General features: G+C 68.8%; 9 protein-coding genes. 5 read left to right on the top strand and 4 right to left on the bottom strand.

The genetic code is table 11. The annotated features are described in order from the left end of the window. Window positions 1–44 precede the first annotated feature (44 nt). Window positions 45–3,425, bottom strand: coding sequence for a PAS-domain containing protein (locus EER27_RS05450; RefSeq protein WP_123087004.1), 3,381 nt, complete (start codon window positions 3,423–3,425; stop codon window positions 45–47). A gap of 423 nt (window positions 3,426–3,848) precedes the next feature. Beyond that, window positions 3,849–6,089, bottom strand: coding sequence for a TonB-dependent receptor (locus EER27_RS05445; protein WP_123087003.1), 2,241 nt, complete (start codon window positions 6,087–6,089; stop codon window positions 3,849–3,851). A gap of 312 nt (window positions 6,090–6,401) precedes the next feature. Between EER27_RS05445 and EER27_RS05440 the strand changes: the two genes are divergently transcribed. The 4 genes from EER27_RS05440 to dinB all read left to right on the top strand — a co-directional run bounded on the left by EER27_RS05440 (window position 6,402) and on the right by dinB (window position 12,617). Beyond that, the gene (locus EER27_RS05440; protein WP_123087002.1) at window positions 6,402–7,805 is read left to right on the top strand and encodes a GntP family permease; all 1,404 of its coding nucleotides are present in this window, start codon (window positions 6,402–6,404) and stop codon (window positions 7,803–7,805) included. Window positions 7,806–7,891: 86 nt separating this feature from the next. Further along, window positions 7,892–9,817 carry a DUF1800 domain-containing protein gene (locus EER27_RS05435; protein ID WP_190285658.1) on the top strand — a complete coding sequence of 642 codons (1,926 nt, stop codon included), beginning with the start codon at window positions 7,892–7,894 and terminating at the stop codon, window positions 9,815–9,817. 18 nt (window positions 9,818–9,835) lie between these two features. After that, entirely contained in the window at window positions 9,836–11,278 is a 1,443-nt protein-coding gene (locus EER27_RS05430; protein WP_123087000.1) for a DUF1501 domain-containing protein, read from the top strand. Between the two features lie 241 nt (window positions 11,279–11,519). Continuing rightward, complete coding sequence (gene dinB, locus EER27_RS05425) at window positions 11,520–12,617, top strand: DNA polymerase IV (protein ID WP_123086999.1); 1,098 nt, start codon at window positions 11,520–11,522, stop codon at window positions 12,615–12,617. Window positions 12,618–12,811: 194 nt separating this feature from the next. Here the strand turns inward: dinB and EER27_RS05420 are convergent, their stop codons facing one another. Beyond that, window positions 12,812–13,996, bottom strand: coding sequence for an acyltransferase family protein (locus EER27_RS05420; RefSeq protein WP_123086998.1), 1,185 nt, complete (start codon window positions 13,994–13,996; stop codon window positions 12,812–12,814). Between the two features lie 421 nt (window positions 13,997–14,417). On the opposite strand from EER27_RS05420, the gene EER27_RS17060 reads away from it, so the two are divergent. Further along, window positions 14,418–14,834, top strand: coding sequence for a heavy metal-responsive transcriptional regulator (locus tag EER27_RS17060; RefSeq protein WP_190285657.1), 417 nt, complete (start codon window positions 14,418–14,420; stop codon window positions 14,832–14,834). Window positions 14,835–14,942: 108 nt separating this feature from the next. Here EER27_RS17060 and EER27_RS05410 read toward each other — a convergent pair whose 3' ends face one another. Further along, a complete protein-coding gene (locus EER27_RS05410) occupies window positions 14,943–15,497 on the bottom strand; it encodes a hypothetical protein (protein WP_123086997.1) in 555 nt (184 codons plus the stop codon). Window positions 15,498–16,841 lie beyond the last annotated feature (1,344 nt).

Genomic DNA, 16,841 nt, shown 5'->3' with positions numbered 1-16,841 from the left:
CCGTGCGTCCGTAGGGCGCGGCCGGCGCGCCGCCGCCGATCAACCTACAGGCGCGCCGACGACAAGCGGTCGAGCACCGATTTCAACGCCAGCGGTTTCATCGGCTTGGCCAGCAACGACAGGCCGGCCTCGTGCACCGCGCGGCGCACCGGCTCGCTACGATCGGCGCTGAGCACCAGCGTGGGGCGATCACCGAAACGCGCGGCCAACCGCGCGGCCAGATCGACGCCGGTGTCGCCCCGGTCGAGGTGGAAGTCGAACAGCCACAACGCCGCAGGCGTAGCCACCATCGCCGCCTGCGCGCCGTCCTCGTCGCGGGCGGTGGCCACCTCGCACCCCCAGCGCCGCAACAGCTCGGCCAGCGCCCTCAGCGCCTGGTCGTCGTTGTCGACCGCCAGCACCCGCAGCCCGGCCAGCCCCCCACGCGGCATTGCAATGGTGTGGGCCGCGTCGACGGCCGTCATCGCCGGTCGCGGCATCGCGCGCGCAACGCGCACCGAGAACACCGTGCCGTGGCCCGGTCGACTGCGCAGTCGCAGTGGTGCGTGCAGCAACTGGGCGATGCGGTCGGCGATCGACAGGCCCAGCCCCAGGCCCTGCCCCGGCGCGTCCTCGCCACGCCGGAACTCTTCGAAAATCAGCGTCTGCTGCTCGGGCGCAATGCCCGGGCCGGTGTCGTGCACCTCGATGCGCAGGCCATCTCCCTCGCGCCGAACGCCCAGCAGCACACCACCACGGCCGGTGTAACGCACGGCATTGGCGAGGAAGTTCTGCAGCACGCGGCGCAGCAGCTGCGGGTCGCTGCACGTCCACGCGCGGCTGGCAACGAAGCGGAAGCGCAGGCCGCGCGCCGCGGCGATCGCACCAAACTCGGACGCCAGCGGCTCCAGTACCTCCGCCAACGGCAGTTCGCGTGTCTGCGGCACCAGGCCGCCGGCCTCCAGTCGCGACATGTCGAGCAGGCCCGTCAGCAGATCGGCCGTGGAATCGAGAGCACCGGAAATCTGCGCGACGGTTTCGCGCGGTTGGACGCGCACCGCTCCCTTCGCACCGTCGAGCGGAGCGCCGAGCTGCTGGGCCAGCGCATCGGTGAACAGCTGCGCGGCGTGCAGCGGCTGCATGAGGTCGTGTCCGATCGCGGCGAGGAAGCGGCTCTTGGCGTGGTTGGCACGCTCGGCGTCGCGGGTGGCGACTTCCAGGTCGATCGTGCGCGCGGCGACGCGTTGTTCGAGCGTCGCGTTGGCCTCGATCAATCCGGCCTCGGCGCGACGGAATGCGGTGACATCGGTGAACGTGGCAACGAAGCCACCGCCGGGCATCGGGTTGCCGCGGATTTCGATGATCGCGCCGTCGCCCAGCACCCGTTCGGACAGGTGGGGCGTGCCGGCGCGCATGAAGGCCAGCCGCCGCGCCAGCGCGGCGTCGAGATCGCCCTGCATCGGCAGGCGGCGCATCGCCCACATCGACAACTCGGCGATCGGCTGGCCGACCCGCAGCAGTTCCTCGGGATAGCCGAACAGCTCGGCGTAGCGCCGGTTCCATGCCACCAGACGCAGTTCGGCGTCCACCACGCTGATGCCCTGGCTCATGTTCTGCAGTGCCGCCTCGAGTACGCGCTGGTTGAAGCGCAGGTCGGCCGAGGCTTCGCCGACGATCGCGGCCACCGTGTCCAGGTGCAGCGACTCGCGACGCGCGGCATCCAGCAGCACGCGCGCCGAGGCCGAGCCCAGCACCGCCGCGAGCTCGCGCTCGATGCCCTCTTCCACCAGCGCCGGCACCGCGCCGCTTGCCGGCGCACCGGACAGCAGTCGCGCGACGCGATCGCCCGGCAGGAAGCGCAGGCCCGCGTCACGCAACGACTTGGCGTCGAGTCCACGGCGCGCGCGATGCGGCGTGTGCCGCCGCCACGCCGCGACCAGCACCGTCACCAGCGACCCGACGAACAGGCTGGCGCCCACCGCGCGGCCAAGCCGGCTCCAGCCCGTCAGTCCGAACAGGCCGTCGGGCGACAACAACGCGAGCCCGAACGGCCCACTCGACAGCCAGTCCGGCGCTTGCCCGCGCACCGCCAGCGTCAGTGGCACCAGCAACACCCACGCCCACGCCGCGAACCCGGCCAGTACGCCGGCAATGGCCGCGCGCGGCGGTGTCTGAGGCCGCCACACAGCGAACGCCAGTGCCGGCACCAGCGTGGCAAGCGCGGAGAACGACACCGCGCCGACGTCGGCCAGCGCCTCGCTGCCGGCAACCAGGCGGCTGTAGGCCCACGCCAGCAGCATGATCACCACGATGCCGATGCGCCGCAGCGCCAGCACGCGGCCGCGCAGGTCGCTGCCGTCGTTTCGCGACCACGCCCCGCGCAACAGCCCGGGCGCAAACCAGTGGTTGCCGATCATCAGGCTCAGGGTCAGCGTGCTGACCACCACCATGCCGGTGGCCGCGCTGAGCCCGCCCAGGAACGCAAACAGCGCCAGCCCCGATTGCCCCTGCGCAAGCGGCAACGCCAGCACGTACAGATCCGACGGCACGCCGCTATCGCCCAGCAAGGCGGCGCCCGCGCGCGCCAACGGCAGCACCGGCAGTGCGATCAGCACCAGGTACAGCGGAAACAACCAGCGCGCGGTGCGCACGTCGCGTTGATCGCGGCACTCGACCACGCCGACGTGAAACTGGTGCGGCAGGATGAACATCGCGAATGCCCCCAGCAACACCAGTGGGGCGAAACCGCTCGGCGTCGATGTCAGCACCGGGGGTGCCGCGGCGGGCTCGGGCAGGTGGTCGAGGCCGAGCCACACGAACGCGCCCAGTGCCAGCATCGCCGCCAGCTTGAACACCGACTCGAACGCCATCGCCAGCACCAGGCCGCGGTTGTGCTCGGCCGCGCTCGCACGACGCGTGCCGAACAGCATCGCGAACAGCGCCATCGCCAGCGCGACATACAACGCACTGTCGTGCCAGAGCGGCGCGCCGCTGTCGTCGGCCGAGTGCGTGGTCAGCATGGCGAAGCTCATTGCGACGGCCTTGAGCTGCAGCGCGATGTAGGGAATCAGCCCGAGCGCGGCGACCAGCGTGACCGTCGCGGCCAGCCACGCATCCTTGCCCAGGCGCGTGGCGATCAGGTCGGCAAGCGAGGTGGCGTTGGTCTCACGCGCCAGCCGCACCAGTCGCATCATGAAGCCCACGGCGAGCGCATACAGCACGATGGCGCCGAGGAAGGTCGGCGGCAATGGCCAGCCGTACCGCGCGGCCTGGGTGACGGTGCCGTAGAAGGTCCACGAGGTGCAGTGCACCGCCAGCGACAGCGCGTAGACGTGCCGCCAATGGCGCGCCAGCACCCCCGGGTGGCGTTCGCCGTACAGCGCGGTGGCGAACATCAACGCCAGCCACACCAGGCTGGCCAGCGCGACCGTGGTGAAACTCAGCATCGGCAATCGCCGTCACGCAAGACCACGCCCGTGCTCCCCTTGTGCCGTTGCCGAGCATAGCCAATGGCGCCCGGAAAGTTCGGGGCGCGCTTGGTGCGGCCCCGGACGGGGGCGACGGCGGTGGGTCGGTGGGCCAGGGCCCACCCTACTTTTTCGTTTGGACCGTAGGGTGGGCTCAAGCCCACCGGCAGGACGCCGCCGGCCGCTTCCGCAACGCGACGCCACGCCACGCAACAACGACGACGACGACGGACCGAAGGGTGGGCTCAAGCCCACCGTCACGAAGCCCACCGCCAGACTCGAGTTGGAGGGCGCGCTCCGTGTGGCCCGGGCGCGAGCGGCGCCGCGGCGCCCGGTCCGGTGGGCCAGGGCCCACCCTACGGCTCGACGGCAGGTGCGCAGCCCCCCGCACGCCGGGCGAATTCAGAAGTCGTAGCGCGCCGTCAGGCTGTACTGGCGCGGCGGACCGTAGAACCCCGTCATCACGCCCAGCGCGGCGTTGAGGTTGTAGCCGGTGGTGCGGTACTCCTCGTCGGCCAGGTTGGTGCCCTGAAGCGCGAGCGTCCACGCGCCGCCGGTCTTCCAGGTCACGCCGGCGTTGACCAGGCCATAGCCGTCCTGGCCGATCGGCCGCGCGCCGCTGCGGACGATCTCGGTGGTGGCCACCACCTCGCTCTGGTAGCTGTAGCCCACGCGCGCGGAAAGGTTGCCGCCACCGGACAGTCCGGTGCGGTACTCCAGGTTCAACGCGCCGGAGAACTCCGGTGCGTTGGTGAACGCCTGCTCGTGCGCGATGTTGACGCCGGCGTACAGGAACTCGTCGTACTTCGCGTCCAGCCAGGCCAGGTTTCCCGAGACCAGCCAGTTCTGCGTCGGCAGCCACTGGTACTCGACCTCCAGGCCATTCACCGTACCCGCGCCGGCGTTGGTGAAATCGCCGAAGAACGCGTCGTTGGTGCCGTCGCCATTGCTGTCGTAGGACGTGAACACCGACAGCTGGATGTCCTTGTACTTGTTGTGGAACGCCGACAGGTTGACGAACAGCGACTGGTCCAGGAACGCCATCTTGCTGCCGATCTCGAAGCTGTCCACCACCTCGTCGTCGAACGGCTCGGCCGAACGCGGCACCGCGGTGGCCTGCGCGCGGATGTTGTAGCCGCCGGACTTGAAGCCGCGCGTGGCCAGGCCGTACAGCAGGATGTCGGGCGTCAGCTGGAAGTCCAGCGAGACCTTGGGCGAGGTGTTCTTGAAGTTGATCGTCCGGTCGAAGTCCGCCGCCACCGAGATGGGCGTGGTGTAGGTCGCGTCGGTGTAGCCGCGATTGAGCACGTCGGCGCGCTTGTCTTCGTCGGTATAGCGCACGCCCGCGTCGAGCGTGAGCCGTTGCGTGAGGTCGAATGTCCAGTCGGCGTACAACGCGACGCTCTCGGTGTAGACAGTGCCCTGGGTGTCGCCGAACAACAGGTTGAAGAAGTTGTTGCGCACCTGCCCGCCCGCTTCGCCGTCGAAGGCGTACAGGCCCATCACGCCACGCGCGCGACCGCCACCGTCGTAGTTGAGCTGCAACTCGTGGCTGACCTGCTGGTCGCGGTAGAACGCCTTCACGTCGGCGATCTTGTTGGGCAGCGTGTCGAAGTCGATGTTGGTCTCGGTGTCGGATTCGCGCTTGGCCAGCACGTACTTGACGCCCCAGTTGTCGTTGATGCGCCAGTTGGCCGTCGCCGATGCGCCCTTGATCGTGGTGTCGTTGACGTTGGGCATGCCGCTGCGGATGTCGTAGCGGCTGTCCATCGGTGCGAAGCCGGGCGCGAAGCGGTTGGGTGCCAGCATCTTCGCGCCGCGCACGCCGGACTGGTCGTCCATCCAGTCGAACGCGAACTGCAGGTTGAAGTCGTCGCTGACGTAGGCGCCCAGGCTGCCGCGAAGGGCGAGGATGTCCTTGTCGCTGACCTGGGCGCCGGTGAGCGTGTTTTCACCGAACCCGTCGCGGCTGAGCCGTGCGACCGCGACGCGCGCACGCAGCGCGTCGTTGCCACCCAGCGAGCCGCCGATGGCTGCCTTCACGTCGAGTTGCCCGTAGTTTCCGGCGGTGACCGAGACGAAACCGCTGGTATCGGCCGGCAGGCCGCGCGAGATGTACTTGATCGCGCCGCCGATGGTGTTTTTGCCGTACAGCGTGCCCTGCGGCCCGCGCAACACCTCGACGCGCTCGACGTCGAACACGTCGAGCAGTGCGCCCTGCGGACGGGCGATGTAGACGTCGTCGAGGTAGATGCCGACGCCCGGGTCGACGCCCCACAGCGGGTCGGACTGGCCGACGCCACGGATGTAGGCGGTGATGGTGCTGCTGGAACCGCGCGCGGCGTAGATGGTGAGGTTGGGCACCTGCGCGTCGAGATCGCCCAGATCATCCACCGCCAGCCGGTCCAGTGCTTCGGCGGTGAACGCGGTGACCGCGACCGGCACTTCCTGCAAGGTCTCCTCACGCTTGCGCGCAGTGACCGTCACCCCGCCCAGCGTGCGCGGCGCTTCGGCGGCCGGCGGCGTGGCGGCCACGTCACCGCCGACCTCCTGGGCCCAGGCAGCCGGCGCGAGCAGCGCGCAGGCAATGGCGACACTCAGGCGCTTGCGGCTGTTGCAGTAGCGGTAGTCGGTACGACCCATCACGTTTGCTCTCCCCTGATGCTTCGAGTGCTGGTGCTTCGAATGCTGGCGCTTCGAATGCGTGGCATGCGGCCGTCTGCCGTCATGCCGCGAAGACTAGGGGCCCGCCAACACACCCGGCAGTTGTACGTTCGGACAATGCCCCGCAACGGGTGCGATGCCGACACTGCGTCCCTGTCCCGCCACATGCGGTCCGCAAACCGAGCCGTACGTCGCGTTGGTCCATGGCCCCGCCACGCCGGCCCGCCGGCAATGCGATCGCCGTCAACCAAGCCGCCGGCGAGGCGCACACCGTTCACCCGGGGAGATCGAATGGCTTTCCTGATCGTGCTGGCCGCACTGTGTTTCCTGATGCTGGTCGCCTACCGCGGCTACAGCGTGATCCTGTTCGCGCCGGTGGCGGCGCTGGGCGCGGTGCTGCTGACCGACCCGAGCCTGGTCGCACCGATGTTCACCGGGTTGTTCATGGACAAGATGGTCGGGTTCCTGAAGCTCTACTTCCCGGTGTTCCTGCTCGGCGCGATCTTCGGCAAGTTGATCGAGCTGTCGGGATTCTCGAAGGCGATCGTGGTCGCCACCATCGCGTTGTTCGGCGCCAGTCGCGCGATGCTGTCGATCGTGGTGGTTTGCGCGCTGCTGACCTACGGTGGCGTGTCGCTGTTCGTGGTGGTGTTCGCGGTGTACCCGTTCGCCGCCGAGCTGTTCCGCCAGAGCGACATCCCCAAGCGACTGATCCCGGGAACGATCGCGCTGGGCGCCTTCACGTTCACGATGGACGCGTTGCCGGGCACGCCGCAGATCCAGAACATCATCCCGACCACGTTCTTCGGCACCAACACCTGGGCCGCGCCGTGGCTGGGCACGATCGGCGGTGTGTTCATCCTCGTCGTGGGGCTGCTCTACCTCGACTGGCGGCGGCGCGTCGCGCGCAAGGCCGGCGAGGGGTACGGCGATCCGGCCACGCTGCTCAACGAACCGCTCGCGTTCGCCGGCGGCGCGCTGGCCAACCCGGCGATCGCGATCCTGCCGCTGGTGCTGGTGGGCGTGTCCAACAAACTGTTCACCACGTGGATTCCGCGCCTCTACGGCGAGTCCCACGCGTTCGATCCGGCGGTGATCGGCGACGCCGCGCCGGTGGTGCAGAAGGTGGCGTCGGTGGCTGCCATCTGGGCGGTCGAAGGCGCGCTGCTGGTCGGCATTGCCACGGTCCTGGCATTCGCCTGGAAGCCGGTGATGGCGGGCTTCGCCGAAGGCACGCGCAGCGCGATCGGCGGCGCGTTGCTGGCCGCGATGAACACCGCGTCGGAGTACGGCTTCGGCGCGGTCATCGCGGCGTTGCCGGGGTTTCTGGTGGTGGCCAACGCGCTTTCGGCGATTCCCGATCCGCTGGTCAACGAAGCGGTGACCGTGACCGCGCTGGCCGGCATCACCGGCTCGGCATCGGGCGGAATGAGCATCGCGCTGGCGGCGATGGCCGAAACCTTCATCGCCAACGCCAACGCCGTCGGCATCCCGATGGAAGTGCTGCACCGCGTCGCGGCGATGGCCTCCGGCGGCATGGACACCCTGCCCCACAACGGCGCGGTGATCACATTGCTCGCGGTCACCGGCCTGACCCACCGACAGGCCTACAAGGACGTCTTCGCGATCACGCTGGTCAAGACCGCCGCGGTTTTTGTGATCGTTGGCACGTTCTACGTCACCGGCCTGGTCTGAATCGACCCAGCGGCTTCGCGGCGTCGCTGGGGCTGGCTATGCTCGAACAAATCGCCGCCGTCGCGGTGGCGACAGGGGAAACCAAGATGCCAGCGCGCCGTCGCCTGATTCGCCTCCTCGGCCTGACCGATTCGCAACCCGGCGGCCACCCCGCCGACGCCGCACCCACGCTGCGGGCCACGCCGACAACGCCGGGTGTGCATCGTGCGCCCGGGTTGTCCAGCCCGACGCCTGCCAGGCCGGCTCCCGGTGCGCCGCCGGCAACGGCCCGCCCGCGCCCTGCGACCGACATCCGTACCGTCATCGCGCGTCGCTACCGCTTCGACCGTACGCTGAGCCGCTCGGCTCGCACGTCGACGGTTCCACCGCCGGTCAAGTCCACCGCCCCGTCACCGGCGACCTCGGCGCCCCCGCTCAAGCTCACGCTCGCTCGGCCCGCGCTCCCCGTGCGGGTGCTTGGCAACATGGGCTACGGCGCCACGCCGGCGATGCTCGCCAAGTTCAACAGCTTCGGCAGCGACGAGATTTCGCGCTGGCACGGCTTCGTCGAATGGCAGCTTGACTGGCAGGCCATCGACGACAGCGCCGTCGAGGCACGCCTCGCCAGCGCGGGCTACTCCACCCTGGGCAAGAGCCTGCCGCAGCTGTGGACCGACCACGTGCTGAACGACCCGGAGTGGGATGTGCGCATGCGCCCCGCGTGGGAAGTGCAGCGCGCTTCATTCGTACGCGCCGTGCATTCGCAACGGCAGCTGCGCGAGGTAGTCGTCAACTTCTGGCACGACCACTTCAACGTCACCGCCAACGAGTTCTCGGCCGGTCCGGTGTACCCGCACTACGATCGCGACGTGATCCGCGCCAACGCGTTCGGCAATTTCCGCACGATGCTCGAAGCGGTCGCCCGCAGCCCGGCGATGCTGTACTACCTCGACAACGTCGACAACAAGCGCTCCGGCCCCAACGAGAACTTCGCGCGCGAACTGCTCGAACTGCATACCTTCGGCGCCGAGCACTACCTGGGCTTCATGGACCCGTTCGCGGTGCCGCCGTGCCCGGAAGATCCGACCTACCCGTCGGGCTATACCGACATCGACGTCTACGAAACCGCCTCGGCGTTCACCGGCTGGTCGCTCAAGAACGGCAATTGGGAGTTCCCGACCGAGAACGACGGCACGTTCGCCTACCGCGCCACCTGGCACGACAGCGGCCCGAAGTTCCTGCTGGGCAAGATGCTCTATCCGGAACAACCGGCACTCAAGGACGGCCGCGACGTGCTCGACCGCCTCGCCAGCCATCCGGCCGTGGCGCGCCACGTCTGCCGCAAGCTCGTGCGTCGCCTGGTTGATGACAACCCGCCTGAAACGCTGGTCGCCAGCGCGGCCGCGGTGTTCCGCACGCACTGGCAGAGCCCCGACCAGATCGAACGCACGCTGCGCCACATCCTGCTGTCGGATGCGTTCTACAACAGCTGGGGACTCAAGCAGAGGCGCCCGTTCGAGCTGGTGGTCGCGGCGATGCGCAGTCTGGGCATCAACTGGACACTCGCGGTCGGCGACGACACCAGCGACGGTTTCATGTGGCGCATGGGCTTCACTGGCCACGTGCCGCACGAGTGGCCCGCGCCCAACGGTTACCCCGATCGCGGCAGCGCGTGGGAAGGCGCCAACAGCCACGCGATGACCTGGAAGATGATGGGCTATCTGACCGAAGGCAAAGACGGCGGCGGCATTCCGCTGGCGCCGATCCTGGCCACAACGCGCAGCGAAGTGGCCAGCTGGACCGCCGTGCAGCTTGTCGCGTTCTGGTGCCTGCGGCTGTTGGGCTACCTGCCCAGCGCCGCGCAACGCCAGCCGTTGGTGGCCTTCATGGCACAGAACGGCGACCCGGCCACCTACGTGATTGCCGATACCGATGGCTGGTCGGGCAGCGACCTCAAGCAGCACTACAACCAGCAACGCCTGCGCAGCATGGTGTCGCTGATCCTGATGTCGCCCGAATTCGCCAGCCGCTAGGCCATAGGAATCGCACCCATGTCCGTCACCATGAACCGTCGCCAGTTCCTCAAGGGCTGCGCCGCGACCGGCGCGCTTGGCGTCGCAGGCCCCGGCCTGTTGTTCTCCGGCAGCGCCCAGGCTGCCGCCAACGCCCACGACACGGTGGTCCACCTGTTCCTGCGCGGGGCAATGGACGGCCTGAACCTGGTCATCCCCACCGGCGGCGTCGACCGGGGCTTCTACGAGCAGGCGCGTCCCGACCTCGCCATCGCGGCCAGCGGCAGCAGCTACGCCGCCCTGCCGTTGACCCTGGCCGGCGGCGGCGACACCGGCTTCGGCCTGCACCCGTCGGCCACCGGCCTGCGCGACCTGTGGAACGACGGCCACCTCGGCATCGTGCACGCCTGCGGCCTGGCCACCACGCTGACGCGCAGTCACTTCGATGCCCAGCTGTACATCGACCTGGGCACGCCGGGGCAGCAGTCGATCGGCAGCGGCTGGATGGGCCGCGCCTGGGACAGCCAACCCGGTGCCAGCGGTTCGGTGACGATGCCTGCACTGGCGGTCGCCTCGCGCGCACCCGCCTCGATGCTGGGCTCGACCAAGGCGCTGGCGATGGCCAGCCCCGGCGATTTCGAGCTCAACAGCGGCGCCTGGGCCTGGCAGTCCACGCGACCGGATTCGCCAGCCGGCCTGCGCGGCGTCAACCAGACGCTTGCCAGCCTGTGGGCCGGTCAGACCGGTCTCGAGCTCGGCGGCCAGCGCGCCGATGCCGCGCTGCGCGTGGTGGCACAGCAGGACTATTCCGCACTGCCGGCAAACTGGCCCACCAGCACGTTCGCACGGCAGCTGTGGACGATCGCGCAGTCGATCCGTTTCGACCTCGGCCTGCGGTACGCAACGCTCGACCTCGGCGGCTGGGATACCCACGACGGCCAGGGCACGGCCGGCGCGGGCTACCACTACTACCAGAACAAGATCGTCGAGCTGTCGGCCGCGCTCAGCGCGTTCTATGCCGAACTCGCCGGTACCGGCCACATGTCGCGCGTGACGGTGGTGGTGCAGTCCGAGTTCGGCCGACGCGTACGCCAGAACGGCAACGGCGGCACCGACCACGGCTACGGCAATCCGGTGCTGGTGCTCGGTGGGGCGGTCAACGGCCGACGCTTCTACGGCCAGTGGCCCGGCATCGATCCGGAAGTCCTGTCGCCCTACTTCGGCGACTTGCCGGTGACCACCGATCATCGCCGGGTGCTGTCGGAGATCCTGATCCGTCGCATGGGCAACCCCAACATCAGTGCAGTGTTCCCCGGTTACAGCGGCTACAGCCCGCTGGGCATCATGCAGGGCACCGACCTCACGCCGCAGTTGTCGGTCGCAACAGCGGCAACCGCCACATCGGCACCCTCGCGCGGCACGCAGCATCATCACCTGATGCCGACCTCCAACCGCGGCCGCGTCGGCGTGTCCGAACGCTGACCGCGCCTGGGCCAGGGCCTGCCGGAATCTTCCGGCAGGGCTTGCGGCTCGACCTGATCACCCGATCGGACGTCCGCCGATCGCACGCCCGTCGATCGCGTGCCCGCCGGCCGCGATCCGGTCCGGTCCGGTCACCAATCTCCGGCACCCAATACGCGACCGTCACCGGCGTCTCAGCCGGTGGGACGCGACGCGCTAGTATCGCCGCGCCGCCAACGCTCCCGGTCCTGCCATCGCCGTCGTGTCCAACCCACCGCGAAAGATCCTGCATGTCGACATGGACGCGTTCTACGCGTCGGTCGAACAGCGCGACGACCCCTCGCTGCGCGGCCAGCCGGTGGTGGTGGCATGGCGCGGTGCACGTTCGGTGGTGTGCGCTGCCAGTTGCGAGGCGCGCGCGTTCGGCGTGCGCTCGGCGATGCCCGCCGTGCGCGCCGAGCGGCTGTGTCCGCAGGCGGTGTTCGTGCCGCCGGACTTCGCCCGGTACAAGGCGGTATCGCGGCAGATCCGCGAGATCTTCGCCCGCCACACCGACCTGATCGAGCCGCTCTCCCTCGATGAGGCCTACCTGGACGTCACCACCACCCACAGCGGCCTGCCATCGGCCACTGCGACCGCGGAGGCGATCCGCGACGCAATCCGTGAGGAGACGCTGCTGACCGCCTCCGCCGGCGTGGCGCCGAACAAGTTCGTCGCCAAGATCGCCTCCGACTGGAACAAGCCCGACGGCCTGTGCGTGGTCAAGCCGCAGCAGGTGGAAGCCTTCCTCGCCCCGCTGAAGGTCGGTCGCCTGCCGGGCGTGGGCAAGGTCATGGAAGGCAAACTCGCCGAACTGGGCGTGGCGACCGTCAACGACCTGCGAACGCTTGGCCTGGCCGCGCTGGAACACCGCTTCGGTCGATGGGGTCGACGCCTCCACGAGCTCTCGTTCGGCATCGACGACCACCCGGTCACGCCCGAACGCCCGACCGTGCAGATCTCGGCCGAGGACACCTTCGCCACCGACCTGCCGCTGGACGAACTCGAACCCCACATCCGTCGACTCGCGCAAAGCACCTGGCAGCGCTATCAGCACGAACGTGCGCAACCGCAAGGACGGATCGCGCGCACGGTGGTGCTCAAGCTCAAGACCGCCGACTTCCAGATCCTCACGCGCAGCCTGACGCCGGCCGCGCCGCCTGGCTCCGTGACCGAGCTGGCCGACATCGCCTGCGAGCTGCGCCAACGCGTCGAACGCCCCGCCTCGACGCGCTACCGGCTGGTGGGCGTTGGCTTGGGCGGCTTTGTCGACAGCGACGACTTCCAGCTGCAGACGGAATTGTTCGCCGGACACGAATAGGCGACAGATTGCGACCGACGCACCGCGAGCGCCGGATGGCACGCGATGGATCGCCGGAAATGACCAGCGCGCGCCGGTTGCAGCGCGCGCGCCCAAACCCCGCCGCGGCAGCACGCCTGCCTGACGGGCGCGTTGCCGCCGGTCCGAGCAAGCGGTGCGCGATCGCCGGCGAGCTGCCGGCGACGGCGCGCCCGTCAGGCAGTCGGCTGGCTCGCGGACGCCACCTCGGCCGAAGGCATGCTGCCGCCTTCACCGCCCGTCGACGCTGCAGGCCTGCGTCGCGCCCACCGATCGCGCAGTTGCAAGAACGGCCGTTCGACCGCGTAGTGCAACAACGCGCCAGCCAGCAGCGTCGCCACCGCATACGCGGCAAACGCGAGCAACCCGCGCCCCTCGAGTTGTGCGCCAAACGTCTCGCTGACGAAGTGGAACACCTGCTTGTGGGTCAGGTACAAGCTGTACGAGGCCACCGCGATCCAGCCGGCGCCCGGCACGCGGCAACGCGCGATCCAGCCTTCGCGTCCCGCCGCCGAGGCGACCAGCAATGCCAGGCCTGCCGACAGCACGGGAAACCCGAACGTGTTGCCGATCAGGCCGACGCGATCGCGGAACAGCCACATTGCCAACGCGACCCCCACCACGCCGCCGAGCAGCAGCCAGTTGGCCTTGGCCTGCAGGCGTGCCCAGGCGCTCGGGCGATAGAACCGGACGGCGGCCAGCACCACGCCCGCCAGCAGGCCGTCCAGGCGCGCGTAGGTCGGGTAGTAGATGTCTTCGACGAAGCGCCGGCCGAAACTGCGTTCGACGTCTTCCAGATCCCGGACCGGCAGCATCTCAAAGATCCACACGTACCCGCGGATCGCGATGCCGGCCAGTACCAGCGCCACGCAGACGCAGACGAATCGCTTGGCCGAAGGACGCCTTGCCAGCCACAGCGCCAACCATGGGAACACCAGGTAGAAGTGCTCTTCCACGCACAACGACCAGACGTGCGAGAACGCCTTGTTGTGCTCGTAGTCGATCAGGAAATTGACCGTAAACGTGAGGAACTGCCACAGCGGCTGGATGCCATCGGCCTCGCGGAACGCGGGCACCGTGAAGTACACGGCCAGCACCGCCAGGAACGCGGGCAGCACGCGGAACGCACGGCGCACATAGAAGTCGCGAAGCGATGGCGATTCGCCCTGCGACAGCGGTTTCAGCAGCTGCGAGCCAATCAGATAGCCGCTGAGCACGAAGAACAGGTCAACGCCCATCCATCCGTACCGCGACAACCAGCTGTAGCTGTCGCCGAGCCCGCCGGCGATGAAGGAATGGAACAGCATGACCCAGACGATGGCGATGGCGCGAAGCAGGTCCAACCCGGAAAGACGACTCATGGTTTCCTCGGATGACACGCGGCGGAACGACCGCCGCTGGGCGGTCGCGAAAGGGGAAAAGAAGGAGGGAATGCAACAGAACAGAACCCGGCCAGGCTGGCCGTCAGCGACGCTGGATCAGCGTGCCGCGGCAAGCGGGGACGGACGATCATCTTATGACCGAATCGGGCAGCTGGCAGCACGTTTTGCTTCGTTGTTTTCGATTTTTTTTCGGTGCGCCGCCAGACGATCGACGGCGTCGACGCTGGCCGGCATCCGTGGCTGGACGGACTGCCGGGGCCCGGCACCCCAACCGCCCAGCCGATTCGCCGTCCGCAGATACCGTCCGTCGCCGGGCGGACACTGCGTTGTCACGACCAGCCTCCCATCCATGCCGCCGAAGGTCCAAACTGACGCCGGGGGGAATCGTGGAGTCTTGAACATGCAAATTGGCCAACTTGCCAGCCGCGCCGGCATCTCCATCGCGACCGTGCGCTATTACGAACGCAACAACATCCTGCCCTCACCGCCTCGTCAGGAAACGGGCTTCCGTGCCTATGGCGAAGAAGACATCGCTCGCCTCCAATTCCTGCAACGTGCCCGGACGCTGGGTTTCAGCCTGCCGGAGATCCGCGAACTGCTCACCCTGTCGCAACAGGAGGGTGGCGACTCGTGCGCTCTCAAATCCGCCGCGATCGAGCGGTTGCAGGATGTCGAGAGCAAACTCGCCGACCTGGGCCGCATCCGCGATGGCCTGCTCGAGCTGATCGCCGACTGTCCCAACCGTCCGGAGCCCGGGCGGTGCCCGGTCCTGGCGGCACTGGTTCCCGACGACGGCACCGCAGCGGCCGGCTCATAGCGTCGCGATGCGATGGACGTCGGTGGCGCGCATCGCGCCACGTGCGCCACGGGCGGCCCATCGACGCGGGGAGCGGGTGTTCCCGCTCCCCTCGTTGCACGGCAACCCTTAGCCACGCGTCAACGCCATCCACAGCGCCCACAGGAACAGCGGGGTGGCCAGCCCCACCAGGAACGCGAACTGCAACGGGCCGGCGGCCAGCAGCCACAGGACGGCACCAAGCGCGGCAGCCAGCAGCCCGACTGCCAGCAGGATCAACAGCCAGATCACCCACGGAACGCGGCCAAGCGCCTCCACGCACCAGTGACGCGATTCCGCCCGACCGGGCAACTGGCGCAGGTCGGCCCTGCCGTTGATGACGAACTCGGCAATCCAGTCCCAGCATCGCTCCTGGATGCCAGCCGAATGCGCCCCGGCAACGTAACGAACCTCTTCCACCCCGTTGCTCCGGGTCTTGGTGTCGAAGCCATCGTGTCCCGCGCTTCCCAGGTCCTGCCAGCGGAACCGCTGGAACAGCTTCGGGAAGAACGCCACCACCCAGTCCGCCGACGCAACGAAGTTCAACACCTTGCCCACACGACGCGACTGGCCGCCGGTAAAGCGTCGCCAGTCGAAACGCGTGCTGACCACGCTGCCGGCAAACACCACGTTCTCGAAACGCACACAGGGGTACAGCTCCAGGGCCCGGGCCAGCAGGTAGGTACCGTGGCTGTGCCCGACATACGAGATGCGCGCGCGCGTTCGGCCAGCGCGCCACCGCGCTGGTGTACTCGTCCATCAGCCATTCGATCTTGCGTCGACGATGCCAGGGCAACAGGAACGACAGGATCGGAAAGTAACCGTAGCTCGACGTCTCCGTCGCCCACTTCTCGCCCGAGGCCGCGGCACGCAGGCGGATTCGCCGCGCGATCTTGTGGGTCCAGTAGCCGACGTCACGAATGCCATGCATCACGAACACGACGCGTTGCACGCTGGGGTCGGGTTCGTCGAATCGTTCGTCGGCGGGCAGAACCGCGCCGTCGCGCAGCGAGCCTTCGTCGTCGATCAGCGCCGACAGCAGCACGGCCCTGCGCGCCGCACCGTGGACCGGGTCGTCCAGCGCGATGATGTCCTGGTGACCCGAGAAGGGCACTTCCAGGTAGACGAAATCGTTGCCGGTGACCTCATCGATGTTGTCTTCCGGCGCCACCAGTTCGTCGACGGAACCCAGCAGTTGCACCACCAGCGCCCGGCAGGGGGCCGGCGGGTCCGACGCGCTGTCCGCCACCGGTGGCGCGGTTCCGGGCCGGTCCCGCATGAACAACCATTGGATGCGCAGCTGGGTGATGAACTCCGATCCCCGACGGATCTGGAAGATCAGCGGCCACCTGCCGAACAGGACGCGCGCGAGGTAACACGCCATCACGCCCAGGCGCCCAACGATTGCCGGCAGTACGCCCAGGTGGTGGGAGATCTTCCAACCGCGGTTCATTCCGGCCAGCAGCACGATCCGCGATACGAGGCCCGCCCATTCGCGCGCCTCCGTCAGCGGCCTGCCATTGGCGCCGCCGCGCGCGAACGCAGGCTCGAACGGGGCGTCCGGGTGCTGTCCGCACGCCACCGCGTACAGCTTTCGCGCAAACAGGCCGCCGAGGCTGTGGCCAACCAGCACGATCTGGCTGAAGCCCTCCCCCTGCGCATCGGCGCGCGTGACCAGCCAGTCGACATCGACCAGGACGTTGGCCACCATCTGGTTGGGCTCCGACAACGAGACCGTCGCCGCCGGCAGCCGCGGCACGTGCAGCACCGCCGCTGGCCACGCGTCGCGCACCACGCCCACCAGCGACGCCAACTCCTCCGGGCTGCTACGCCATGCGTGCAGCACCACCACCAACGCGCCTCCTCCCGCTTGCGCTTCGGTACCCGCTCCTTGCTGCACATCCGTCGCCGCGATGATTCCGTCCATCGTCGTCCCCCGAGTGTGTCGGTCGCCGCGCCGCGGCCCGGCGAAAGGGCAGCAGCGGCACC

Origin of the sequence: Montanilutibacter psychrotolerans (assembly GCF_003719825.1) — a bacterium.
GTDB classification, from domain to species: domain Bacteria; phylum Pseudomonadota; class Gammaproteobacteria; order Xanthomonadales; family Xanthomonadaceae; genus Montanilutibacter; species Montanilutibacter psychrotolerans.
This window is presented reverse-complemented; position numbering and strand designations above follow the sequence as displayed.

Coding starts and splice junctions, on each gene's coding strand:
- EER27_RS05450 (WP_123087004.1), bottom strand. CDS start 3,425: ATGCTGAGTTTCACCACGGTCGCGCTGGCCAGCCTGGTGTGGCTGGCG.
- EER27_RS05445 (WP_123087003.1), bottom strand. CDS start 6,089: ATGGGTCGTACCGACTACCGCTACTGCAACAGCCGCAAGCGCCTGAGT.
- EER27_RS05440 (WP_123087002.1), top strand. CDS start 6,402: ATGGCTTTCCTGATCGTGCTGGCCGCACTGTGTTTCCTGATGCTGGTC.
- EER27_RS05435 (WP_190285658.1), top strand. CDS start 7,892: ATGCCAGCGCGCCGTCGCCTGATTCGCCTCCTCGGCCTGACCGATTCG.
- EER27_RS05430 (WP_123087000.1), top strand. CDS start 9,836: ATGTCCGTCACCATGAACCGTCGCCAGTTCCTCAAGGGCTGCGCCGCG.
- EER27_RS05420 (WP_123086998.1), bottom strand. CDS start 13,996: ATGAGTCGTCTTTCCGGGTTGGACCTGCTTCGCGCCATCGCCATCGTC.
- EER27_RS17060 (WP_190285657.1), top strand. CDS start 14,418: ATGCAAATTGGCCAACTTGCCAGCCGCGCCGGCATCTCCATCGCGACC.